The following is a 19,776-nucleotide window of genomic DNA, read 5'->3' on the forward strand; positions in this document are numbered from 1 at the left end:
TTTCCTAATTCTTAAAAAAATTATTTACTTTTTAGAGACCGACAATGCAAAATCTTGCCTAATTTTAAATGGTACACCCGCACCATTTTCTCTATAAGCTTTAAATTTTGCAGATTGAGTCTGCTTAACAACATAACTATCTAAACTTGAATTACCACTAGATTGAAGAATACGAACATTGGTAATATTTCCGCCCGCATCCGCAGTAATTTCTAGATTCACAACTTTTGTTCCATCTTCTGGAGACATCAGTTTAAGTAATTGCTCTTTTGCGATACGTGGACTACGACTCCAAGACACCTGACCTTCATTTACATTACGCGGCGTGTTTCTTTGCTCTTGATCACGACGTTGACGATCGCGCTCATCTTGCTCACGTTTTTGACGATCACGTTCATCTTGTTCACGTTTCTGCTGTTCCGCACGCTTCTGATCATCTTGACGTTTTTGCTCATCTTGACGTGCCTTATCCTGCTTCTGTTGCTCTTCTAAACGCTTTTGTTCTTCAAGCTTTCTTGCCCGATCATCATTTTCTACAGGTTTTTTCTGCTCAATGATTTTTGGCTTAACCACAGGTTTAGGCTCAACTTTCTTCTCTATAGGTTTCGGTTGAACTTTAGGTTTGATGGGTTCAGATGGAGGAGGTGGCGGCGGTGGAACATCTTCTTTTAACTTTAAAAATTTGATTTTTAAAGGTTCTTTCTTTATTTGAGGCAGTTCAAATGGTTTCATATGACTTACCCCCCACAACACACCTACGTGCCCGACAACAACTGCTAACACTGCAGCAAGGACTTTTTTCTTCATCGGTGGTGGCGTTTGAAGTGGTGCAATGGAAGACTGACTCATAAGAATCTAAATACCTAAAATTGAGCAAACTACAAAAAATTATTCAGTTTGTAGATTAAGCTCATCGGATAGAACAATTAAAGTGCAACAATGATAAATGAGAAGTGTTTTCATTTGCAACTGGTTTTTCAATGTTTTTAATCGATTTTACAAATTAAAAATAAAAAAAGGATGCATAAAGCATCCTTTTTTACTACTCATATTAAATGAATATTCACATGTTATTGAAAAACAACAGTCTTATTACCATCGACAATAATACGGTCTTCTAGATGCCATTTGACCGCTCTAGCAAGTACGTTACGTTCAACATCTTGGCCTAATTCACGCAGTTGATCCACAGTAAAATCGTGGTTTACTCGTTCTACATCTTGCTCAATGATTGGGCCTTGATCCAGATCAGCCGTCACATAATGCGCTGTTGCCCCAATCAATTTAACGCCTTTTTCATAAGCCTGTTTATATGGATTTGCCCCCACAAAAGCAGGTAAAAATGAGTGATGAATATTGATCACTTTCATTTCCCACTTTTGTACAAACTCTTCATCGAGAATTTGCATATAACGCGCGAGAACCAATAAATCATTCCCTTGCATTAACTCATCGATCTTTGTATAGGCTTCACGTTTATTTTCTTTGTTGACAGGAACCACATAGAAAGGAATACCAAAGTTTTCTACAGACTCACGTAAGTCTTCATGGTTTGAAACCACTTGGGTAATTTCACAAGGTAAGCCACCACGCGAATGACGCCATAACAACTCAAGCAAAGCATGGTCAACTTTAGACACCAAAATACCGACTTTTTTAATGTCGCTCACTAAAGCCAAACGCCAATGCATACTATAACGTTCAGCCACATTGGTTGCGAAAGTTTGAATGAGACTCTCACGACGGGATTGCAAATGATCAAGTTCAAACTCAACACGCATAAAATAACGCCCGCCCTGAGCTTCAGTTGCGTATTGATCAAGCGCAGTAATGTTCGCGCCCTGATGATACAAAAAGCTCGATACAGCTTGCACGATTCCTGGCTTGTCTTCACAAGTAATCAGTAGACGTGCTGTGTTGGCAGTAGTCATGTTCATGTTGATGGATATCACTTATAAGTTAATTTAAAAAACAGCCGAATATTTTAACGCTTTTTCATCAGCTTTCAATCTTGATTCAGCATCAATCGCGTTTTACAGCAGATAAACTGGCAAATAATTCCGAAGAACCGAAGCTTTCTAGCAAGCGTTCATAGGTTTCGCGACTTTCGCCACGTAAATAAGGACCTTCTAAAAACACCATCTGGCGCAATGCTTGCCAAATCCATTTTTCATCTAAATGATTGGAATCACTTAAATGCCCAGACATATACAGGAAGTTGGTCCAGTTGGTCAGGACAATCCAAATATTGATGATGAGTGCTTCAATTTCAGAAGGTGTCATCTGCATCAGTCCCGCTTCAACAAAGGCATGATAAATTTTTTGCCCTTGTTGCATCACCTTGCCAGCAAAGCGAGGATAAATTTTTCTAAAGTCGTCGTTATTTTCAATTAAATGATAAACATCACGATGTAGAAAGCGATATTCCCATAGCTGACTGCTTAAAACTTGGAAATAACGGATTTTATCATTGGCATTGACTCCACGGTCATCGGGTAATGACAGCATATCTAAAGTTTCTTTTTGGTATTGTTCCATCAATTCTTTGATGATTTCTTGTTTGTTTCGAAAATGATAATACAAATTTCCAGGACTGATCCCAAGCTCTGCTGCAATATGATTCGTTGTAACTGCACGTTCGCCGCGCTCATTAAAAAGTTGCAGACTAATCTGCAAAATTCGGTCTTTCGTTTTCAAAGTTTTGGAGCTCGACATCCTATTACCATTTTTAACCGTTAGCACAAGCTAACATAAAGTGACTTGACTATTTAGAGTATTTACTCTAAAAATTATATTATATTAACCTATTCGTAAATGGTGTTTGTCATGAACAGTCATACAAAAACAAATTCAATGACTTCTTACTCACCTGAAGTTCAACGTATGCATGACATTCTTGAACAACAGAAAGTCGCTTATCAACGCTACCCTGTTCCTACAGCAAAGGAACGTATTGAACGTTTAGCTCGCTTAAAGAAAGTTCTGGTAAAATACCAAGATCAATTTGCAGAAGCAATCAATCAAGACTACGGCAATCGTTCAATCAGCGAAACTAAAATTGGTGAACTACTCACATGTTTAGAACAAATTAAATATTATAGCAAGCATTTAACAGCATGGATGAAACCATCTAAGCGCCATGTGTCTATCTTACACCAACCAGCCAAAGCTTGGGTGCAATATCAGCCTTTAGGTGTGATTGGAATTATTGCACCATGGAACTATCCATTATTGCTTTCTGTTGGCCCACTGATTTGTGCACTGGCTGCTGGAAATCACGCAATACTCAAAATTTCAAGTTCATCTTCTAATTTTGGCTTCGTACTTGAAAATGCTCTCTCAGAAGCATTTCCACAAGAATTGGTTGCCGTCGTCAATGGCGGTGGTCAAATTTCCGATGCATTTTCACATTTAGCATTCGATAAAATCATTTTTACTGGCTCTACCAATGTCGGTAAAACCGTGATGTCTGCTGCTGCCGAAAATCTAGTGCCTGTTATTCTTGAGCTTGGTGGTAAATCACCTGTAATCGTACATCCTTCAAGCGATCTCAATCTGGTCGCTGAACGTATTGCTTTTGGTAAATTGTGGAACTCTGGTCAAACCTGTGTAGCACCAGACTATATGTTCCTACCTCGAGGAAAAACTGCCGAGTTTATTGAAAGCTTTAAACAAGCTGCAACAACAATGTACCCGACGATTCGTGATAATCAAGATTACACCAGCATTATCAACGATAAGCAGTACAACCGTGTTCAAGGTTATTTAGAGGATGCACGTCAACAAGGCGCTGAGTTGATTGAAATCAATCCTCAAAATGAAGAATTAGCGAGTGTACGTAAAATTGCCCCAACATTCTTAACAGGTGTTCTACCTACAATGGACATTATGAAGAATGAAATCTTTGGTCCAGTGCTTCCAATTATGGAATATGATCAAATTGACGATGTAATTGACTTTATTAATGGCAGACCGCGTCCACTTGCTTTATACTATTTCGACTTTGACAATGCCCGCGCAGAATACGTTTCTCAACGTACCCATTCTGGGCATTTCGGTCAAAATGCCGTAGTTACCCATGTTGCACAAGACGATTTACCATTTGGTGGCGTTGGTGCATCTGGCATGGGCAAATATCATGGCCCAGAAGGTTTCTTTGGTTTATCACATGAGCGTTCAGTAATGTCTATTCCTAAGCTATTTAGCTTAAAATTCATATTAGCGCCTTATGACAAAGCCCTAAATAAGATTTTAGAGAAAACTTTCTTACGCTAACTGATCAAGGCATGATCTATCAAATTAGATCATGTTGCGTTTTGACGAATTCCGCTTGTCTTTTAAGCGGAATTTTGGTATAAAACGCCCCTTGAATGAATTCAATCCGTTTTATTTTGACTGGCCATACAGATTTGCTGTTGGCTAAATCAATGGAGTTACACCATGTCTAAGGTTTGCCAAGTTACCGGCAAGCGTCCAGTCGTTGGTAACAACGTCTCACACGCCAACAACAAAACTAAACGCCGGTTCGAGCCGAACCTGCATCACCACCGTTTCTGGTTAGAAAGCGAAAAACGTTTTGTACGTCTTCGTCTAACCACTAAAGGTATGCGTATTATCGACAAATTGGGCATTGAAAAGGTTGTTGCTGACCTTCGTGCTCAAGGTCAAAAGATCTAAGGAGTCTGAACCATGCGTGATAAAATTCGCTTAGTTTCTACTGCTGGTACAGGTTATTTCTATACCACTACTAAGAACAAACGTACTATGCCGGAAAAAATGGAAATCAAAAAATTTGATCCAAAAATCCGTCAACACGTAATCTTCAAAGAAGCTAAAATTAAATAATTTTAGTTTTCTTAAAAAATACGATCCATTTGGGTCGTTTTTTTTGCCTTTTTTTTCTTCGACTTGTTAAACTCTTTAGCGAATTTGGCACTGATTGTGCATTTTATATGGCTTTATACAAAGTCATTACCTTAAGAAATGATTTTTTGAATGATTTCTCCTGAAGATTTAAGGAGTATTTAGTGCCTCATGATGTAGATCTGATTATTTTACTTGCAGTTGGTTTTGGTATAGCCCTGATCTTTGGCTATATCGCTGCACGATTACGCCTGCCACCTTTGATTGGTTATTTAATTGCGGGAATTATCATCAGCCCCAATACCCCAGGTGTTGTTGCAGACATCGCGCTAGCCAATCAGCTTGCTGAATTAGGCGTCATGTTCTTGATGTTCGGTGTCGGGATGCATTTTTCCCTCAACGATTTAATGCAAGTCCGAAAAATTGCCCTCCCTGGTGCAATTTTACAAATCGCGGTTGCGACCTTACTGGGTATGGCAGTTTCCATCTTTTGGGGCTGGAGCTTTGGCTCCGCATTGGTCTTTGGCTTAAGTTTATCCTGTGCAAGTACGGTGGTTTTACTCAAAGCATTAGGTGACAAAGGACTGCTTAACTCGGTGAATGGTAAGATTGCCGTTGGCTGGTTGCTGGTCGAAGATCTGGTCATGGTTTTAGTCTTGGTTCTACTGCCTGCAACAGCTGTACTTTTAGGCGGACATCCTATTGCAGGACATGAATCTGATCAAAACATTTGGTTAACACTCGGCATCACCCTATTAAAAGTAACTGGTTTTATCGCCTTTATGCTCATCATTGGGAAACGCCTTGTGCCAATGATTATGCAATATGTAGCACGTTTAGGCTCTAGAGAGCTTTTTACTTTAACCGTAGTCGCAGCAGCAGTTTCAATCGCTTATGGCTCATACGCAATCTTCGGCGTTTCTATGGCACTTGGAGCGTTCTTTGCCGGAATGGTGGTTAAAGAATCAGATTTTAGTCATCGTGCAGAAGAAGAAACTTTACCTTTACGCGAAATTTTCTCGATTTTGTTCTTCGTTTCTGTCGGAATGTTATTTGATCCACGTATTATTGTGGAACAGCCTCTACATATTTTAGCAGTCATTGCCATTATTATGATTGGTAAGACGCTGGCAGCGATGGCATTGGTGTTATTTTTCCGTTATCCCATCAATACAGCATTAACAGTGGGCGCCAGTTTGGCACAAATTGGAGAGTTCTCCTTTATTCTGGCAACCTTAGGCTTGTCACTGGGATTACTTAGCCCTGAAGCGCAAAACTTAATCTTAGCGGGTGCTTTATTTTCTATCACCCTCAATTCATTTCTATTTTCTGCGATCGAACCTGTGCAAAACTGGATCCGTGAGCGTTCGCATTTGGCGCGCTTACTTGAGCGTAGCGGTGACCCATTGGCAATGCTTCCAGATGAAGTTGATCAAGCGTATTTACGTGATCAAGTGGTGATTGTTGGTCATGGTGAAGTCGGACGTCGTATTACCAAAACATTGATGGATGACGGCATCAAAGTGGTCATCGCTGAAGAGAACCGCGAAATTGTAGAGAATTTGCGTGAAAAAGGCATCGCTGCGGTTTCTGGTCGAGCAACAGAACCCAGTGTTTTGATTCAAGCCCATATCCAACATGCACGACTATTGGTGATTTCACCGATGGATATTGTAGATATTCATAAAATTGTCGATACAGCCAAGCTGCTTAATCCAGAAATTCAAGTGTTAGTCTGTGCTGAAAATAAAGAAGAAGCTGAAGTGATCCGTAAAGACAATGTCGGTGAAGTCTATTATGCAAAAGAGGAAATGGCGAAAAACATGAGTAATCATATTTTAAACCAGATCCAAATTGCTCATCATCATGAACCAACACATTGAATTAGGATAATCTTTAAAACGTAGATCTTTAAAACGTAGCTAAAACCACACGACTGTTCTTTGTGGACCTTGGAAAGTCGTGGTGCTTCCATTATGTAATGGTATCGATAACGATGTTGGATGGGGGATCACCACCCCATCTAACAAAAGATTTAAAACTTCTAGAATTTGATGCCATTTGCGTATATCAGGTTATTTGCATACAAAGAAAAACGCACTCGAAAGTGCGTTTATTGTATTTATTCTAGAATAAATGAAATCACTAGCTCATAAATTTTGGTTGTTCATCAACAACTTCAGCGTGCCATTCATCTGCCTGTTTTTCAAGTAACGCAAATAATGCAGCTTGAATCATCTGTTGTGCAATCGCTGGCGTTTGATCACCCAGTAGTGCTTTCACTTCTTCATTAAATTGAATAGTGACCAAGGGCTCTTTTTCAGAACCTGCATTACGCAGTGCCAGCTCCCCACTTTCGAGCTGTACCAACTCCAAAATAGCTTCCTGATTTCCAAATAACTCTTTTAACTGTTCGATAGACATAAATCCTCCATGCTCAACATGGGGCAAGGTGCTGAATGCACTTTGCATCTTGTAGATATTTTATATAGTCATTTAAAACAAAATTTCAAGTATATCTGATCAAAAAGATCAGAATTCAACCATTTCATTACGAAAACCATCAATAAGTTGCGATAAATCTCGGTGCCACTCTCTTAAAATCTTTGTATCAGGCAACCAAGCTTGTGGTGTTTGCGTCACTTTGATAATTAAGTTTGATGATGTTTCATCCTCTGGTTCTGGCGCACTTGGTTCAGGTGCATATTGACAAAGTCGATACGCTCTTTTGAGTTCAGCAATAAATCCTTCTTTGGCTAATTTTTGCATCACTAAAACTTCTGGTGAGACTTGTCCTTTAGCCGCCATATTTTCTTCGATTGACTTTAAGGTTGGGGAAAAATCATTTAAACGGTAATAACGTACCAATTCTTGCAGAAATGCTAAAACCGCGCCATGTAAATGAAATACTGCTGCTTCACGATGTGCTTGAGCTTGTTGAACATTTTCAGTTTGTTCTCCCTGCATACATGCAAGACGAGCAAAATAAAGTTTTTGATTGGTACGGTCTGCATGAAAGCGAGCTACACGTGACATGGAAGTTCCCTAAGATTTTGGCATTCTTTACAGTCTTAGCTTAATCTTTATTGAACAAAAATCACAATGAATTTTATCCATGTTGTATGTCAATAAAATAGATAGCGCTCGTTTTTGCAAGAATATCAATTTAAGTTTTTATTTTTATCATGGTTTGACGAGATTATTTAAATACTAAAATAAAAAAAAGGAGCAATAAATGCTCCTTAGACTATCTGCCAATTATGCTTCTGGCTTATCTTCCGCTGCTTTTACACGAATTCCATGACCATGTAAGCGCAAGGTATTTAAACCTTTAATCGCTTTAACTGCTTCTCTACCATGTGGCATTTCAACAAAAGCAAAACCTTTCGATTTACCTGTTGCCGCATCAAGTACTAGAGTACAAGTATCTACTGTACCGTATTGCTTAAATAACTCTAACAATTCAGCTTCAGTTACAGTACGTTCTAAATTACGAACTAAAATTTTCATCTCACAACCTTAAAATATAAACGAGGCAAAAAACATCAAAAAGCACTCGCCTACCTACTTTTTGAATGAAAAACGATTGCTATAGTTTAATCTAGATCTATACCAAAATCTAAATTAATCGCCCGACGCTCGATTAGGGCACTTTTTACAGTTTGCTCTCGCTGTCTATAGTGGGTTTCTGTGCTACATAAATTTCGAGTTAAATCATTGAGAAAATAACTTTCAATCTTACGACCTTGTTCATCTGTTTGCGTATGTGCCCAAAAACTTAAATTTTGTTTGGTTAGAATAAGTTCATTTTGAGCACGTGTTAAAGCCACATAAAGTACACGGCGCTCTTCTTCAACTTCATCGAAATTCCCTTGCGCACGTGCATTTGGGTACTGTCCAGCAGAGACATTTGCCACATAGCAAACCTTTTGTTCTGTACCTTTAGCAGAATGGATGGTAATTAAAGTCACCACATCATCTTGCGACTGACGCTCAATTTCACTGATTGAAACAGGGTCAAGTACATATTCTTCTAAAAACTCGCTCAGTTGGGTATGTTTAGACGCCAGTTGCTTGACCAGATCAAAATCACCCACTCGTTTATGCCAATCTTTTTTGGCATAGTTTTCTTCAAGTTGGTTGAGAATAGCCTCTACACCGAGTTTTACACAGGCTTCAACTTCGGTTTTTAATACACTCATTTGCTTCATGATCAGCAATGTATTGTCAGGAATGCGCCCAAACTTCTCTAATTTTTCTGTAATTTTCTCAATATCTGCATCCAGTAAGAGCTGTTGCGCCAGCTTACTCGCACCGACGTCGCCCACGCCATTCCATAAGGTTAAAAACCGCATCCACGCAATATCATCCAATGGATTGGCAATAACACGCAATAAACTCAATAAGTCTTTGACATGCGCTGTTTCAAGCAACTTCATCCCTCCAATAAATCGGTAGGGAACATTAGCTTGGATAAAAGCAGCCTCGATATGCCTTGCAGCAAAGGCTGAACGCACCAACACCATGTGGTCATGCCAAGCTGAACCTTCCAATAAATGCCGTTCTTTGATGTCGATCGCGATCCATTTAGCTTCATCAAACTCATTTGGAAAAACATGCATTCGCGGTTTAATGCCATCACCACGATAAGCTTCAAGTTTTTTATCGTAATGAATCGAACTTTGATCGAGTAACCAGTTTGAAAAATCTAAAATTTCTTGAGTAGAACGATAATTTTTTTCTAATTTGAAAATCTCTGCATCTGGCACACGCTCTTTAAAATGGTGGATATTTTCAAAATCCGCACCACGAAAACCATAAATCGACTGTGCATCGTCCCCCACGCAGAACAGTGATGTTTTATCTTTTAATGGTTCAAGAATTGCCCACTGCAAAGGATTGGTATCTTGCATTTCATCAACTAGCATGTACTGGCATAAGCCCGCAACATAATCCGCTAAACCATCGGACTGTGCCAAAGCAGAAGCAACCACGGCGAGAATATCATCGTAATCTAGAAAACTACGTGCCCGCTTACGGGTTTCGTACTCTTTCATGATTTCAGCAATTTGCTCTTTATCGTCTAAAAACTCAGGCAGTTGCTTTTCTAAAGCCAAACTTAGTTTTTGCCGGGTATTGCGTGCAAAGGAATATAAATCACAAAGCTGTTGTGGTTTGGGTAAGGCGTTGGGATTCTTTTTATCATCCTTTCCACGAATCAAACGGAACAACATCAATTGATCATCACGATCTATGATCGAAAATTGATCCAATCCAAAAGCTTTTGGCACACGTCTAAGTAAATACATGCAAAAGGTATGAAATGTAGATGCGCGTAACCCTTTGGCCTGATCACCTAAAGCAAGCTCTACCCGCGCCACAATCTCGCTGGCAGAACGGCGGGTAAATGTCAAAATTTGGATTTGATTGGCAGGAATGCCTTGATCAATGAGATATGCAGCTCGTGCCACAATGGTTTTGGTTTTGCCACAACCTGCCCCAGCAAGAACTAGACTATGTTTTGTTTCAGTCGTAGCAGCTTGTTTTTGTTGAGGGTTTAATTCATTAATCAGGTTGGCTAAACTCATTTTCACTCATCATTTTATGGATGGCTGCTAGTTTAGCAGAGCTATAGTGAAATTATGCATTTTAACCCAAGAATCAAGTCGTGAATTGACGCTTAAATCAGGACATACCAATGAAGAAAAATTCAAGACAATAAAATTTATTGTCCCTAGCAGAGATTAAAGGAGGACTTTTACAATAAAAACCGCCTTATAGTCTTAACAACCGTGCCACACTCTCACAACAGCGTTCTAAATTTTGCTCACCATGCTTTAATGCTGTTGCTAAATCACATGCACCATCAACAATACCAAAAATTGCACTAAAGCCTTCTGCATAAAGCTCATCGACGCCTTCACCGATATGCCCTGCAAAAGCAATCACAGGTTTATTCAACTGCTTGGCAACTTGCGCCACCCCAAAAGGCGTTTTGCCAAACTTAGTTTGAAAATCAATACCGCCCTCACCAGTAAACACATAATCCGCTTGTGCAATTTTTTCCTCAAGTTGGGTTTCTTTAATCACAATTTCTACACCAGAGCGTATTTTTGCTCCTGTAAAAGCCATAAGTCCGAAACCCAAACCGCCTGCAGCACCAGCACCCTGTACATTTGCAACATCAACATTCAACTGTTGTTTCACCAACGCAGCAAAATGATCAAGATTTTGATCTAAGATCCCAACCATCTCAGCAGTTGCTCCTTTCTGTGGCGCAAAAATAAAAGAAGCACCATTTGGACCACATAATGGATTGTTTACATCACTGGCAATAATAATTTCAGTTGCTTTTAAACGCGCATCGAGTTGTGAAAGATCAATGCTTTTGATCTGCTGAAGCTGCCCACCACCCACGTCTACAGAATGGTTATTCTCATCTAAAAATTTTGCCCCTAAAGCCTGTGCCATCCCGGCACCAGCATCATTGGTGACACTACCACCCAGGCCAATAATGATTTTACCAACACCCAAATCCAAAGCGGCTTTGATCATTTCGCCTGTACCCAGAGTTGACGTCACTAAAGGATTGCGTTGAGACTTTTCGATCAGGTGAATACCATTTGCCAGCGCCATTTCTATAACAGCCGTCTGACCACCATCAATTAATCCCCAATAGGTCGATATTCGTTGCTGAGCCAATGGACCAGTGACCTCAACATATACTTTACGACCACTTCGTGCAGCGACCAAAGCATCGACTGTTCCCTCACCACCATCTGCCATAGGTACATGAATAAACTGTGCATCAGCAATGACTTTTTCAATACCACGTTGCATTGCAAAACAAGCTTGTTCGGCTGTCATGCTTTCTTTAAATGAGTCAGGCGCGAGAACAAAAACTTTAGACATGAGCAAATGCATTTCGATGAGATTCAAAAAATAACATAACGATTTTTCGAGTATAGATAAACTAATAAATTCATAATTAAGACTAAAGAAATGACAACTATGCAACGTGTAAACCTTGGTAAAACCGCCCCAGAACTATATAAAACGGTCATCGAACTTGAAAATTTATCTATGCAAAAAGTTCAGCAAGCTGGGCTTGATGTTGGATTCTCTCATTTGCTCAAATTAAGAGCCTCGCAAATTAACCAATGTGCTTTCTGTGTTCGTATGCATACCCAAGATGCAATTAAAGCGGGCGAGTCAACTGATCGTATTGCGTTGATTAGTGCTTGGCGTGAAAGTGAATACTTTACTGAAAAAGAACGTGCGGCTTTAATTTTAATTGAAGAGATTACTTTAATTGCCAATCAACATTTTCCAGATAGCGCTTATGAACAAGCTGCACAGCATTTATCCAGTGATGAAATCACGGCGATTGAATGGGTTGCGATTGTGATCAACACATGGAACCGTATCGCCATTTCCAGCCAGTATAAAGTCGCGAAATAAGCTGAGTTTCAACACTTAAATCATTTATCTAGGTAACACCTCGCTTTTCAGAAATGTTAATTGAGATAAGATTTAACTGAATACTGCTCTAGTTGCATAAATATTTACGCCAAAATGCAAAACGCCTGATCTCATTGATCAGGCGTTTTGTTAAATGCACATATGATTTCAAACATTAAGTAAAACCTTAATGGCTCGCGGGTGGGATTTGTTTAATTGCTACAGCAAAGGTGAGATAGTTGACCCCTTGGAATAAAATATCCACACCTAAAAATAATCCGAGTACCCAAAAAGGAGAATCTGGTGATGCCAGAATAATTGCACCTGTTGCCAAGGTTAAAAGCCCTGAAAATAATGTCCACCCCCATCCAGACATTGGTTTCAACATAAATGCATTAAAAATACGAATAAAACCGCCAATCAATAAAGCAATTGCCAGTAAATTGGTTAATACCACTGCAGTGGTAATCGGAGATTTAAATGCATAATAACCCGCTGCGATATACAACACACCAAACAACGCCCAAAGCCAGCGGAAGCCACCATCAAAAATTTTAAATGCTGCAATCAGGTGTAAAACCCCACCGATCATCATTAAAGCACCAAACAATGCAACAACCGTCAATGTTGCCATACCCAGTGAAGCCAATAGCACTAATCCAAAGATCACCAATAAAGCTCCAAGCAGAAGATACCATTTACGGTTTTCATGGAGTTGATGACGAACTAAATCATTTCCTACAGTACGCATAATTCTTCTCTTGGTTGTTATTCATTCATTTTATTGTTGATCTAATTCAGGTATTTGTCTGTATAAAATCTGCATCTATACCAGAATAAAGCTTTGTTTGAGCAGAATCTAAGCGATAAAACAGCACAGCTCTATATGCTACTTCACCCAACCCATTTCTTGTGCAGTGAGTCGACTGATCATGGTATCCTCTAGATTTTCAGGTGTTTTGCTTTTACTTTCTGAAAGCGCAATATAGCCGCCCATAATTTCTGCACGCTGCTGCGGATAACGTGGTTGTTGCTCAGGATTGGCATAGCCCATCGGATAGAGTGGCTGCCCTGTTGTAAAATCATATTTGTCTTTTGCACCAAAGGTATGCAATAACTCATGTACAAGAACGACTTTATTGCTCGAACTTTGCTTCCGTGATGCAAATAGATTTACAGAGCCAATACGCCCACGCTCCAATGCAGTGGAGTGCTTCAATATTTTCTGCAACTTGGGATCATAATAATTTAAATACAGGGTCACCGATGGTGAGCCATCTTCGCCTTGATGCTGTTTCCATGCATAAAATCTAAATTTTAAACTCCACAAAACTGTATCCAAGATACGGCCTGATTCTGGAAACTTAGGTGGCAAGGTATTTAACTCACGTCCAAGCTGAAAATGAAATGAAATCGGTTGCCCACGAAATACTTGAGACTGTAAACCTAAATAATGTTCAATTTCCTCAAGATCATCTGTTGAAATTTGCTGAATATAGGCTGCTGTGGAGCGTTGACCATCTGCATTGATAGGATGTAATAAAACAACGATTGGCTTGCTCCAATCTTGGTTCATATCACGCCATGCGTTCACTGCAACAATCAGCAGAATGACCAGTAAAATACCAACTCGAATCTTTTTCCACATTGAATATATTCTCAATTTTTAATCGCAATAAAAATGCTGACCTAGGCCAGCATTTTTAAATATTTATGGATTAAGCTTCTACCCATTTCCCATCTTGGTAGACCAAAGACCATTTGGTTTGTTTACCTTCTGGGGTTTCTGAACCAATATATTGCGCTTGGTTTTTACGGCTAAACTTAACCAATGTTGGATTACCATCTGGATCTTGATCAGGTGCTTGCAAGATAAACTGATACTTAGGATCAAGTTGATCTGCAACTGAACGTAACTCCGCAACCTTCGGTGCACGTGTTTCGCGTACTTTAGGGAATTTGCTTGCCGCCAAGAATAAACCCGCTGCTCCATCACGTAGAACAAAGTAATCATCATGTTTGACTGAACGTAAATGTTCCATTTTGATTGGGTCGACACGAGGTGGCGCTGGCTGACCATTTTTCAAAACTTTACGGGTATTGTCACAACTCATACAAGCGAAATATGGACCAAAACGACCCGTTTTCAACTGCATCTCGCCATCACATTTATCACATGGAATGGTTGGACCATCATAACCCTTGATTTTGAACTCGCCTTCTTCCAGCTCGTAACCATCACAATCCGGGTTATTTCCACAAATATGTAACTTGCGACCACCATCAATCACATAGCTGTCCATTGCAGTACCACATACTGGACAACGTTTTTTCGACATTAAGTCAGCAGTTTCAGCACTGTCATCATCAGAAAGTATAGCCAACGACTCAACTGGTGTTAAATTCAATGTCCCTTTACAGCGTTCTTTTGGTGGCAAATTATAACCAGAACAACCAAGGAAGACACCCGTCGTCCCTGTACGAATCTGCATCGGGCGTTCACATTCTTTACAGTGAACAGCTTCAACTTCTACAGGTTGATTACGACGCATGCCGTTTTCGCCCTGTGCTGTGGTTAAACGCTTTTTAAAATCACCGTAGAAACTATCTAACAGCTCTTTCCAATTACGTTCACCATCTGCAACTTTATCCAATTGACCTTCCAAATCTGCAGTAAATGCATAATTCATCAGGTTATTAAAATTCTCGTCTAGACGATCGGTAACAATTTCACCCATCTTCTCTGCAAAAAGACGGCGATTGTCGAGTTTGACATAACCACGATCTTGAATCGTCGAAATAATCGCTGCATAAGTCGATGGACGACCGATTCCACGTTTTTCCAATTCTTTTACTAAAGATGCTTCAGTAAAACGTGCAGGTGGTTTAGTAAAGTGTTGAGAAGGATCAAGTTTCTCAAGTTTGAGAATTTCACCCACTTTGACTGCAGGTAATAAAACATCATCATCAGACTTGTTCTGACCACGCACTTTGGTAAAACCATCAAAAACTAAAGTACGACCTTTGGCTTTGAGTTCTACACCATTCGCATCAACCAAAATCGTTGAGGATAAATACTCTGCTGGAGTCATTTGACATGCAACAAATTGACGCCAGATCAAATCATATAAACGTTGTGCATCACGCTCAACACCCGCCAAACTATCGCCTTTTAAGGCAACATTGGAAGGACGAATCGCTTCATGGGCTTCTTGCGCATTGGCTTTATTCCCATAACGATTTGCTTTAGCAGGTAAGTAATTTGCACCAAATTCAGTTTCAATATGATTACGCACCATACTGACAGCATCATCACTCAAGAATGTTGAGTCAGTACGCATATAAGTAATAAAACCAGCTTCATATAAACGCTGTGCAAGCATCATGGTTTTCTTTACAGAGAAACCTAAACGAGTACTTGCAGCTTGTTGCAAGGTTGAAGTGATATAAGGCGCACTTGGATTGACCTTCGTTGGCTTATCTTCACGTGTTGCAACTTTATATTCAGCATCTTTTAAAATGTTCAATAAAGCATCTGTTTGCGCTTTATTTTGTAATTTTAATGTTTTGCCGCCTTGTTTGACTGCTTCTAAACGGATTTCATCTTTTGCAGAATGAGTGTCTGCAAAAACTTGCCAGTATTCTTCAGGAATAAAGGCACGAATCTCACGCTCACGCTCGACCACCAATTTTACTGCAACCGACTGTACACGCCCTGCAGAGAGGCCACGCGCAATCTTTTCCCACAGCAGTGGTGAAACCATGAAGCCCACCACGCGGTCGAGAAAACGACGAGCCTGTTGCGCATTCACACGGTTTAAATCTAGACGTGTAGGTTGTTTAAATGCTTCTTGAATGGCATTTTTGGTAATCTCGTTAAAGACCACACGATGGTAACGGCTATCATCACCACCAATCACTTCTCTTAAATGCCACGCAATCGCTTCTCCTTCTCTATCCAAATCCGTTGCGAGATAGATTTCATCTGCATCTTTGGCTAGTTTTTTGAGTTCAGCGACCACATGTTCTTTGCCTGGAAGCACTTCATACTTGGCTTTCCAGCCATGCTCAGGATCGACACCCATACGATTGACTAAAGCGGATTGTGCTTTTTCAGCCTTCTGTTCATCCGTCAACTTGGTACGCGTTGCAGGCTTTTTTTCTGTCGATTTACTTGAACCACCTGTAGGTAAATCACGAACATGACCTACCGAAGACTTCACAATGTAATTTGAGCCTAAATATTTATTAATCGTTTTCGCTTTTGCAGGCGACTCCACAATCACTAATGCACGTTTTTTCCCAGCATCAGGAGAATTTGCTGTTGTGCTTTTGGATGTGGACCGAGGAGCGTTCGCCATAATAAACCACTGTTCCTATTATTAAGTTAAATTTCAGCCAATTTAAGTAAATATGCCTTCATATCATCAAGCTGTGTTGCTCTGAGGTCAGATTCTTCATCCCAATAAAGCCCTACACAGTTGGCCTGCATATCAATAGCATAAATCCCTTTTAATGCAATGGGAAAATCTTTAAATTTCTCATCACCGAGGACCACTTGAAGCTTTTGCTCTTCTACACGGGCGCGCATCAAAGCTAAGCGTGCATCTGGAATCAGTACACTATAATAAGCCACCATACTCGCACGAGACTCTGTTGCCATCGGGATTTTCGTCCACTCTGGTGCAGCCACTAAACGCGGGTGTAAGCCCATCTTGCGTGCTTTCTCTCGCATTAAACCTAATGCTTTTTCTCTAGGGCTTACGCGTAAGCCAAAAATTGAGCCCAATACAAAAACAATAATAACGAGCGCAACCCAAAGACCAGTGTGTTCCATAGTTCACCTTTTAATTCCTATATTAGAGTTGCATAAGCTGAATATAAAACGCAAGTTTAAAATTAAAATTACCGCCAATTACTGATTTTGAGGTCAGTTTAATTTCTTATTTTTCATTTATATTTTTTTCATAAAGCTCCATCCAGCTTCCCAATGACTGAATAGCGCTTTGCAGCGTTTGTCCTAATTCGGTAATTTGATATTCCACTCTAGGCGGTACTTCTGGGTAAATCTGCTTGGTTATAAGTTGGTGTTGCTCCAGCAGTTTTAAATGTTTCGACAACTCTTTTTGTGGAATCGGCGCTAAAGCCTTTTGTAATTGGCTAAATCGAACAGGATGTTTTGCTTCAATAAGATGATAGACAATTGGCAATACCCATTTTCCCGAAAATAATCCAACAAATCGCATAATCGAACAATTTTGCTCATATTGCAGTGTTGTCATTTTCCCACCTTACATAAAGCTACATTTTATAGCCTTTGAGTTTAGCCTATTTCAAACCAAACAACGACTAAGTCACCAATTGGTAAGTACTTACTTTGACAAATAAATTTTCACAATATAAGAGTTTGTAGACATTTTAGTGAAAAACATGCGATTAAAGAATAAAACGGTTTTAATTACTGGCGCAACCAGTGGAATCGGTTTTGCAGCAGCACAACGTGCAATAGAAGAAGGTGCTTTTGTTGTGTTTACTGGCCGAAATTCAGATCAAATTGTACAAACGCAAGTGCAATTCGGCACCCAAAGTTTGGGCATCCAATGTGATCACTCAAGCTTAGTATCACAAGATCATTTCATTGAGAAAATGCAAGAATTATCCATTAAATTCGATGTGATTTATATCAATGCAGGCAATGTTAGCCATGAAGCATTTGGACAATGGACCGTTGAACAATTCGATGCGATTTTCGATACCAATGTAAAAGGTCCATTTTTTCTGATACAAAGCTTACTTCCAATGATCAAGCCCCATGCTTCAGTGATTTTATGTGGTTCGACCAGTATTCATATTGCCTTAGAGAAAAGTAGCGTTTATGCTGCCTCAAAAATCGCCTTGCGTTCTTTGGTTAAGACCTTATCTAGAGAACTTTTAGCCCAGCAAATACGATTTAACTTACTTTCACCGGGACCAACCTTAACCCCTGCCCTCAACAAAGTTGCGAGTACACCCGCTGAAGTTGAACAGCTCAAAGCCAGTATTGAAAATCTTGTGCCAATTCAAAGGTTGGCGGATCCAGTCGAAATTGCCAATGCCTTTATTTATCTTGCATCTGATGAAGCTAAATTTATTGTCGGTAGCGAACTCTTGGTGGATGGTGGCGTAGCAAATTTATAAGCATAAGCAAAGTGATAAAAATACAATGTATGGTTTAATAAAAAAGCGCTAAATATTCAAATCTAAGCGCTTTTTTATATTGCTCTGGGCAGCTTAAAAATCGCCCTAATTTAAATACATTTCATGACTATAAACAACTTCATGACCATTCCAATAAATATAGCCTTTTTCAATCAACTCTTTAAGCAATAAACGGATATCTGATTTTGGAAACATTTGCTCCAATAAATCACGCAACTCATAAATATCTTTAGGTTTATCGGTTTTTAAATTATTCAATTTATGAATAACTTCAATTTGCACTGGATCTATTTTTGCAAAGTTTTTAAACAAAACCTGATGTACTGCACCCACAGAGTCTTGCTGATCCATTTCCTGTAACACCTGATCTGAATCGATACGTAATTTTTCTAAAATTTGATCAATTTTTTCAAGTTTGATACTGGATTGTGCTGCGGATTCAGTCTCAGTTGGAAGTGCTAAAACAGGTTTATCGATATCGAGACTTGTCCATTGTTTCAAGACTTTTTTACGATAAGCCACCTGATCATCAAAACGTTTGACAATTTTTAAATTAATTAACATGCCAACCAGATGCTGAGCTTTTTCTGGCACAACTTGCAAAATATTCACAATAGAATTCTTTAATTTTTCAATGGTATTCGGTTTGCCTGTCATCTCTCCCAAAGCATCGCAATACTTTTTAACCATTTGCAAATACGGCTTATTTTGAATGGTTTGTAGACTAGGTATCGAGTACTTGTTGCGTTGACGTTCCAACGTGGATTGGACTTGAATAAACCTACACGCTAGATCAGCGCTACGCATCAGATCTAACAATAAGGAACAACTTGGCATCGCAGAAATGACTTCAATCTGCATCTCTGGCTCTAATAATGCCAATAATTGTCCCACCACAACTGCATATTCATATTCTTTTTCAGATGCATTCGGTACTTCTAAAATCACCACCTGACCACTGCTCACCCAGCCTGAAAATTCAGTTAAATCTTCCAGTGAGTACTGGAATTTCCCCGTACAATTGAAAAGATAAAGTGTTGGGTAATGTTCAATAATCTCCCGCAGCATTTTGGCTGTAGGCATATTATTTTCAAGATCGAGAAGAACAGCTTTATTCGGCATGGTCAAAAAGTTTGCAACTGAACAGTGGCAAGCATTACAACCAGCTTTCAATAAAAGGTCAAATAAAATTGGAAATTTAATCCTAAATTCCCAATTTCACCTGACTTAAATGTATAAGTTTTAGATTTTAAA

The 19,776-nt window shown here is 39.5% G+C and carries 20 protein-coding genes; 6 read left to right on the forward strand and 14 right to left on the reverse strand.

The window, feature by feature from the left end; translation table 11 throughout:
- Nucleotides 1-24: 24 nt before the first annotated feature.
- The 3 genes from CQZ96_RS11200 to CQZ96_RS11210 form a co-directional block, all read right to left on the reverse strand.
- Complete coding sequence (locus CQZ96_RS11200) at nucleotides 25-849, reverse strand: energy transducer TonB family protein (RefSeq protein WP_004818828.1); 825 nt, start codon at nucleotides 847-849, stop codon at nucleotides 25-27.
- 221 nt (nucleotides 850-1,070) lie between these two features.
- Nucleotides 1,071-1,937, reverse strand: a complete 867-nt coding sequence (gene purU / locus CQZ96_RS11205) for a formyltetrahydrofolate deformylase (protein WP_016539263.1) — start codon at nucleotides 1,935-1,937, stop codon at nucleotides 1,071-1,073.
- An 85-nt stretch (nucleotides 1,938-2,022) separates the two neighbouring features.
- On the reverse strand, nucleotides 2,023-2,715 hold the full coding sequence (locus tag CQZ96_RS11210; RefSeq protein ID WP_034611676.1) for a TetR/AcrR family transcriptional regulator: 693 nt from the start codon (nucleotides 2,713-2,715) through the stop codon (nucleotides 2,023-2,025).
- A 111-nt stretch (nucleotides 2,716-2,826) separates the two neighbouring features.
- Here CQZ96_RS11210 and CQZ96_RS11215 point away from each other — a divergent pair, with 111 nt between their 5' ends.
- The 4 genes from CQZ96_RS11215 to CQZ96_RS11230 all read left to right on the forward strand — a co-directional run bounded on the left by CQZ96_RS11215 (nucleotide 2,827) and on the right by CQZ96_RS11230 (nucleotide 6,746).
- Complete coding sequence (locus tag CQZ96_RS11215; RefSeq protein ID WP_016539261.1) at nucleotides 2,827-4,275, forward strand: coniferyl aldehyde dehydrogenase; 1,449 nt, start codon at nucleotides 2,827-2,829, stop codon at nucleotides 4,273-4,275.
- A 165-nt stretch (nucleotides 4,276-4,440) separates the two neighbouring features.
- Nucleotides 4,441-4,677 (forward strand): 50S ribosomal protein L28, encoded by a 237-nt coding sequence (rpmB, locus tag CQZ96_RS11220; protein WP_000048256.1) that lies wholly within the window; start codon nucleotides 4,441-4,443, stop codon nucleotides 4,675-4,677.
- A 12-nt stretch (nucleotides 4,678-4,689) separates the two neighbouring features.
- A complete protein-coding gene (rpmG, locus tag CQZ96_RS11225) occupies nucleotides 4,690-4,845 on the forward strand; it encodes a 50S ribosomal protein L33 (protein ID WP_003654787.1) in 156 nt (51 codons plus the stop codon).
- 182 nt (nucleotides 4,846-5,027) lie between these two features.
- Nucleotides 5,028-6,746: a cation:proton antiporter gene (locus tag CQZ96_RS11230; protein WP_004718008.1), complete on the forward strand. Its 1,719-nt coding sequence runs from the start codon at nucleotides 5,028-5,030 to the stop codon at nucleotides 6,744-6,746.
- Between the two features lie 262 nt (nucleotides 6,747-7,008).
- On the opposite strand, the gene CQZ96_RS11235 is transcribed toward CQZ96_RS11230, so the two are convergent.
- The 5 genes from CQZ96_RS11235 to CQZ96_RS11255 all read right to left on the reverse strand — a co-directional run bounded on the left by CQZ96_RS11235 (nucleotide 7,009) and on the right by CQZ96_RS11255 (nucleotide 11,775).
- Nucleotides 7,009-7,287 (reverse strand): hypothetical protein, encoded by a 279-nt coding sequence (locus tag CQZ96_RS11235; RefSeq protein ID WP_004718010.1) that lies wholly within the window; start codon nucleotides 7,285-7,287, stop codon nucleotides 7,009-7,011.
- A gap of 108 nt (nucleotides 7,288-7,395) precedes the next feature.
- Nucleotides 7,396-7,899, reverse strand: a complete 504-nt coding sequence (locus CQZ96_RS11240; RefSeq protein ID WP_004718012.1) for a DUF6586 family protein — start codon at nucleotides 7,897-7,899, stop codon at nucleotides 7,396-7,398.
- A 222-nt stretch (nucleotides 7,900-8,121) separates the two neighbouring features.
- On the reverse strand, nucleotides 8,122-8,373 hold the full coding sequence (locus tag CQZ96_RS11245; RefSeq protein ID WP_004718014.1) for an RNA recognition motif domain-containing protein: 252 nt from the start codon (nucleotides 8,371-8,373) through the stop codon (nucleotides 8,122-8,124).
- Nucleotides 8,374-8,459: 86 nt separating this feature from the next.
- Nucleotides 8,460-10,451, reverse strand: a complete 1,992-nt coding sequence (locus CQZ96_RS11250) for an ATP-dependent helicase (RefSeq protein ID WP_056516924.1) — start codon at nucleotides 10,449-10,451, stop codon at nucleotides 8,460-8,462.
- A 187-nt stretch (nucleotides 10,452-10,638) separates the two neighbouring features.
- On the reverse strand, nucleotides 10,639-11,775 hold the full coding sequence (locus CQZ96_RS11255; RefSeq protein ID WP_105713958.1) for a glycerate kinase: 1,137 nt from the start codon (nucleotides 11,773-11,775) through the stop codon (nucleotides 10,639-10,641).
- 99 nt (nucleotides 11,776-11,874) lie between these two features.
- On the opposite strand from CQZ96_RS11255, the gene CQZ96_RS11260 reads away from it, so the two are divergent.
- Nucleotides 11,875-12,324 (forward strand): carboxymuconolactone decarboxylase family protein, encoded by a 450-nt coding sequence (locus tag CQZ96_RS11260; protein ID WP_034611667.1) that lies wholly within the window; start codon nucleotides 11,875-11,877, stop codon nucleotides 12,322-12,324.
- Between the two features lie 187 nt (nucleotides 12,325-12,511).
- Here CQZ96_RS11260 and CQZ96_RS11265 read toward each other — a convergent pair whose 3' ends face one another.
- From CQZ96_RS11265 to CQZ96_RS11285, 5 genes are all read right to left on the reverse strand, one after another.
- Nucleotides 12,512-13,075, reverse strand: coding sequence for an HdeD family acid-resistance protein (locus CQZ96_RS11265; protein WP_105713959.1), 564 nt, complete (start codon nucleotides 13,073-13,075; stop codon nucleotides 12,512-12,514).
- A gap of 138 nt (nucleotides 13,076-13,213) precedes the next feature.
- A complete protein-coding gene (locus CQZ96_RS11270; protein WP_105713960.1) occupies nucleotides 13,214-13,972 on the reverse strand; it encodes a hypothetical protein in 759 nt (252 codons plus the stop codon).
- A 70-nt stretch (nucleotides 13,973-14,042) separates the two neighbouring features.
- The gene (topA, locus tag CQZ96_RS11275; RefSeq protein WP_105713961.1) at nucleotides 14,043-16,685 is read right to left on the reverse strand and encodes a type I DNA topoisomerase; all 2,643 of its coding nucleotides are present in this window, start codon (nucleotides 16,683-16,685) and stop codon (nucleotides 14,043-14,045) included.
- A 26-nt stretch (nucleotides 16,686-16,711) separates the two neighbouring features.
- The gene (locus CQZ96_RS11280) at nucleotides 16,712-17,161 is read right to left on the reverse strand and encodes an ammonium transporter (RefSeq protein WP_004718027.1); all 450 of its coding nucleotides are present in this window, start codon (nucleotides 17,159-17,161) and stop codon (nucleotides 16,712-16,714) included.
- Between the two features lie 106 nt (nucleotides 17,162-17,267).
- Nucleotides 17,268-17,606: a winged helix-turn-helix transcriptional regulator gene (locus CQZ96_RS11285; protein ID WP_105713962.1), complete on the reverse strand. Its 339-nt coding sequence runs from the start codon at nucleotides 17,604-17,606 to the stop codon at nucleotides 17,268-17,270.
- A 148-nt stretch (nucleotides 17,607-17,754) separates the two neighbouring features.
- Here CQZ96_RS11285 and CQZ96_RS11290 point away from each other — a divergent pair, with 148 nt between their 5' ends.
- Nucleotides 17,755-18,501, forward strand: a complete 747-nt coding sequence (locus tag CQZ96_RS11290) for an SDR family oxidoreductase (RefSeq protein WP_105713963.1) — start codon at nucleotides 17,755-17,757, stop codon at nucleotides 18,499-18,501.
- A 105-nt stretch (nucleotides 18,502-18,606) separates the two neighbouring features.
- Here CQZ96_RS11290 and CQZ96_RS11295 read toward each other — a convergent pair whose 3' ends face one another.
- Nucleotides 18,607-19,644, reverse strand: coding sequence for a hypothetical protein (locus CQZ96_RS11295; protein ID WP_105714046.1), 1,038 nt, complete (start codon nucleotides 19,642-19,644; stop codon nucleotides 18,607-18,609).
- Nucleotides 19,645-19,776 lie beyond the last annotated feature (132 nt).

The sequence above is a fragment of the Acinetobacter sp. MYb10 genome, assembly GCF_002980175.2.
Taxonomy (GTDB): domain Bacteria; phylum Pseudomonadota; class Gammaproteobacteria; order Pseudomonadales; family Moraxellaceae; genus Acinetobacter; species Acinetobacter guillouiae.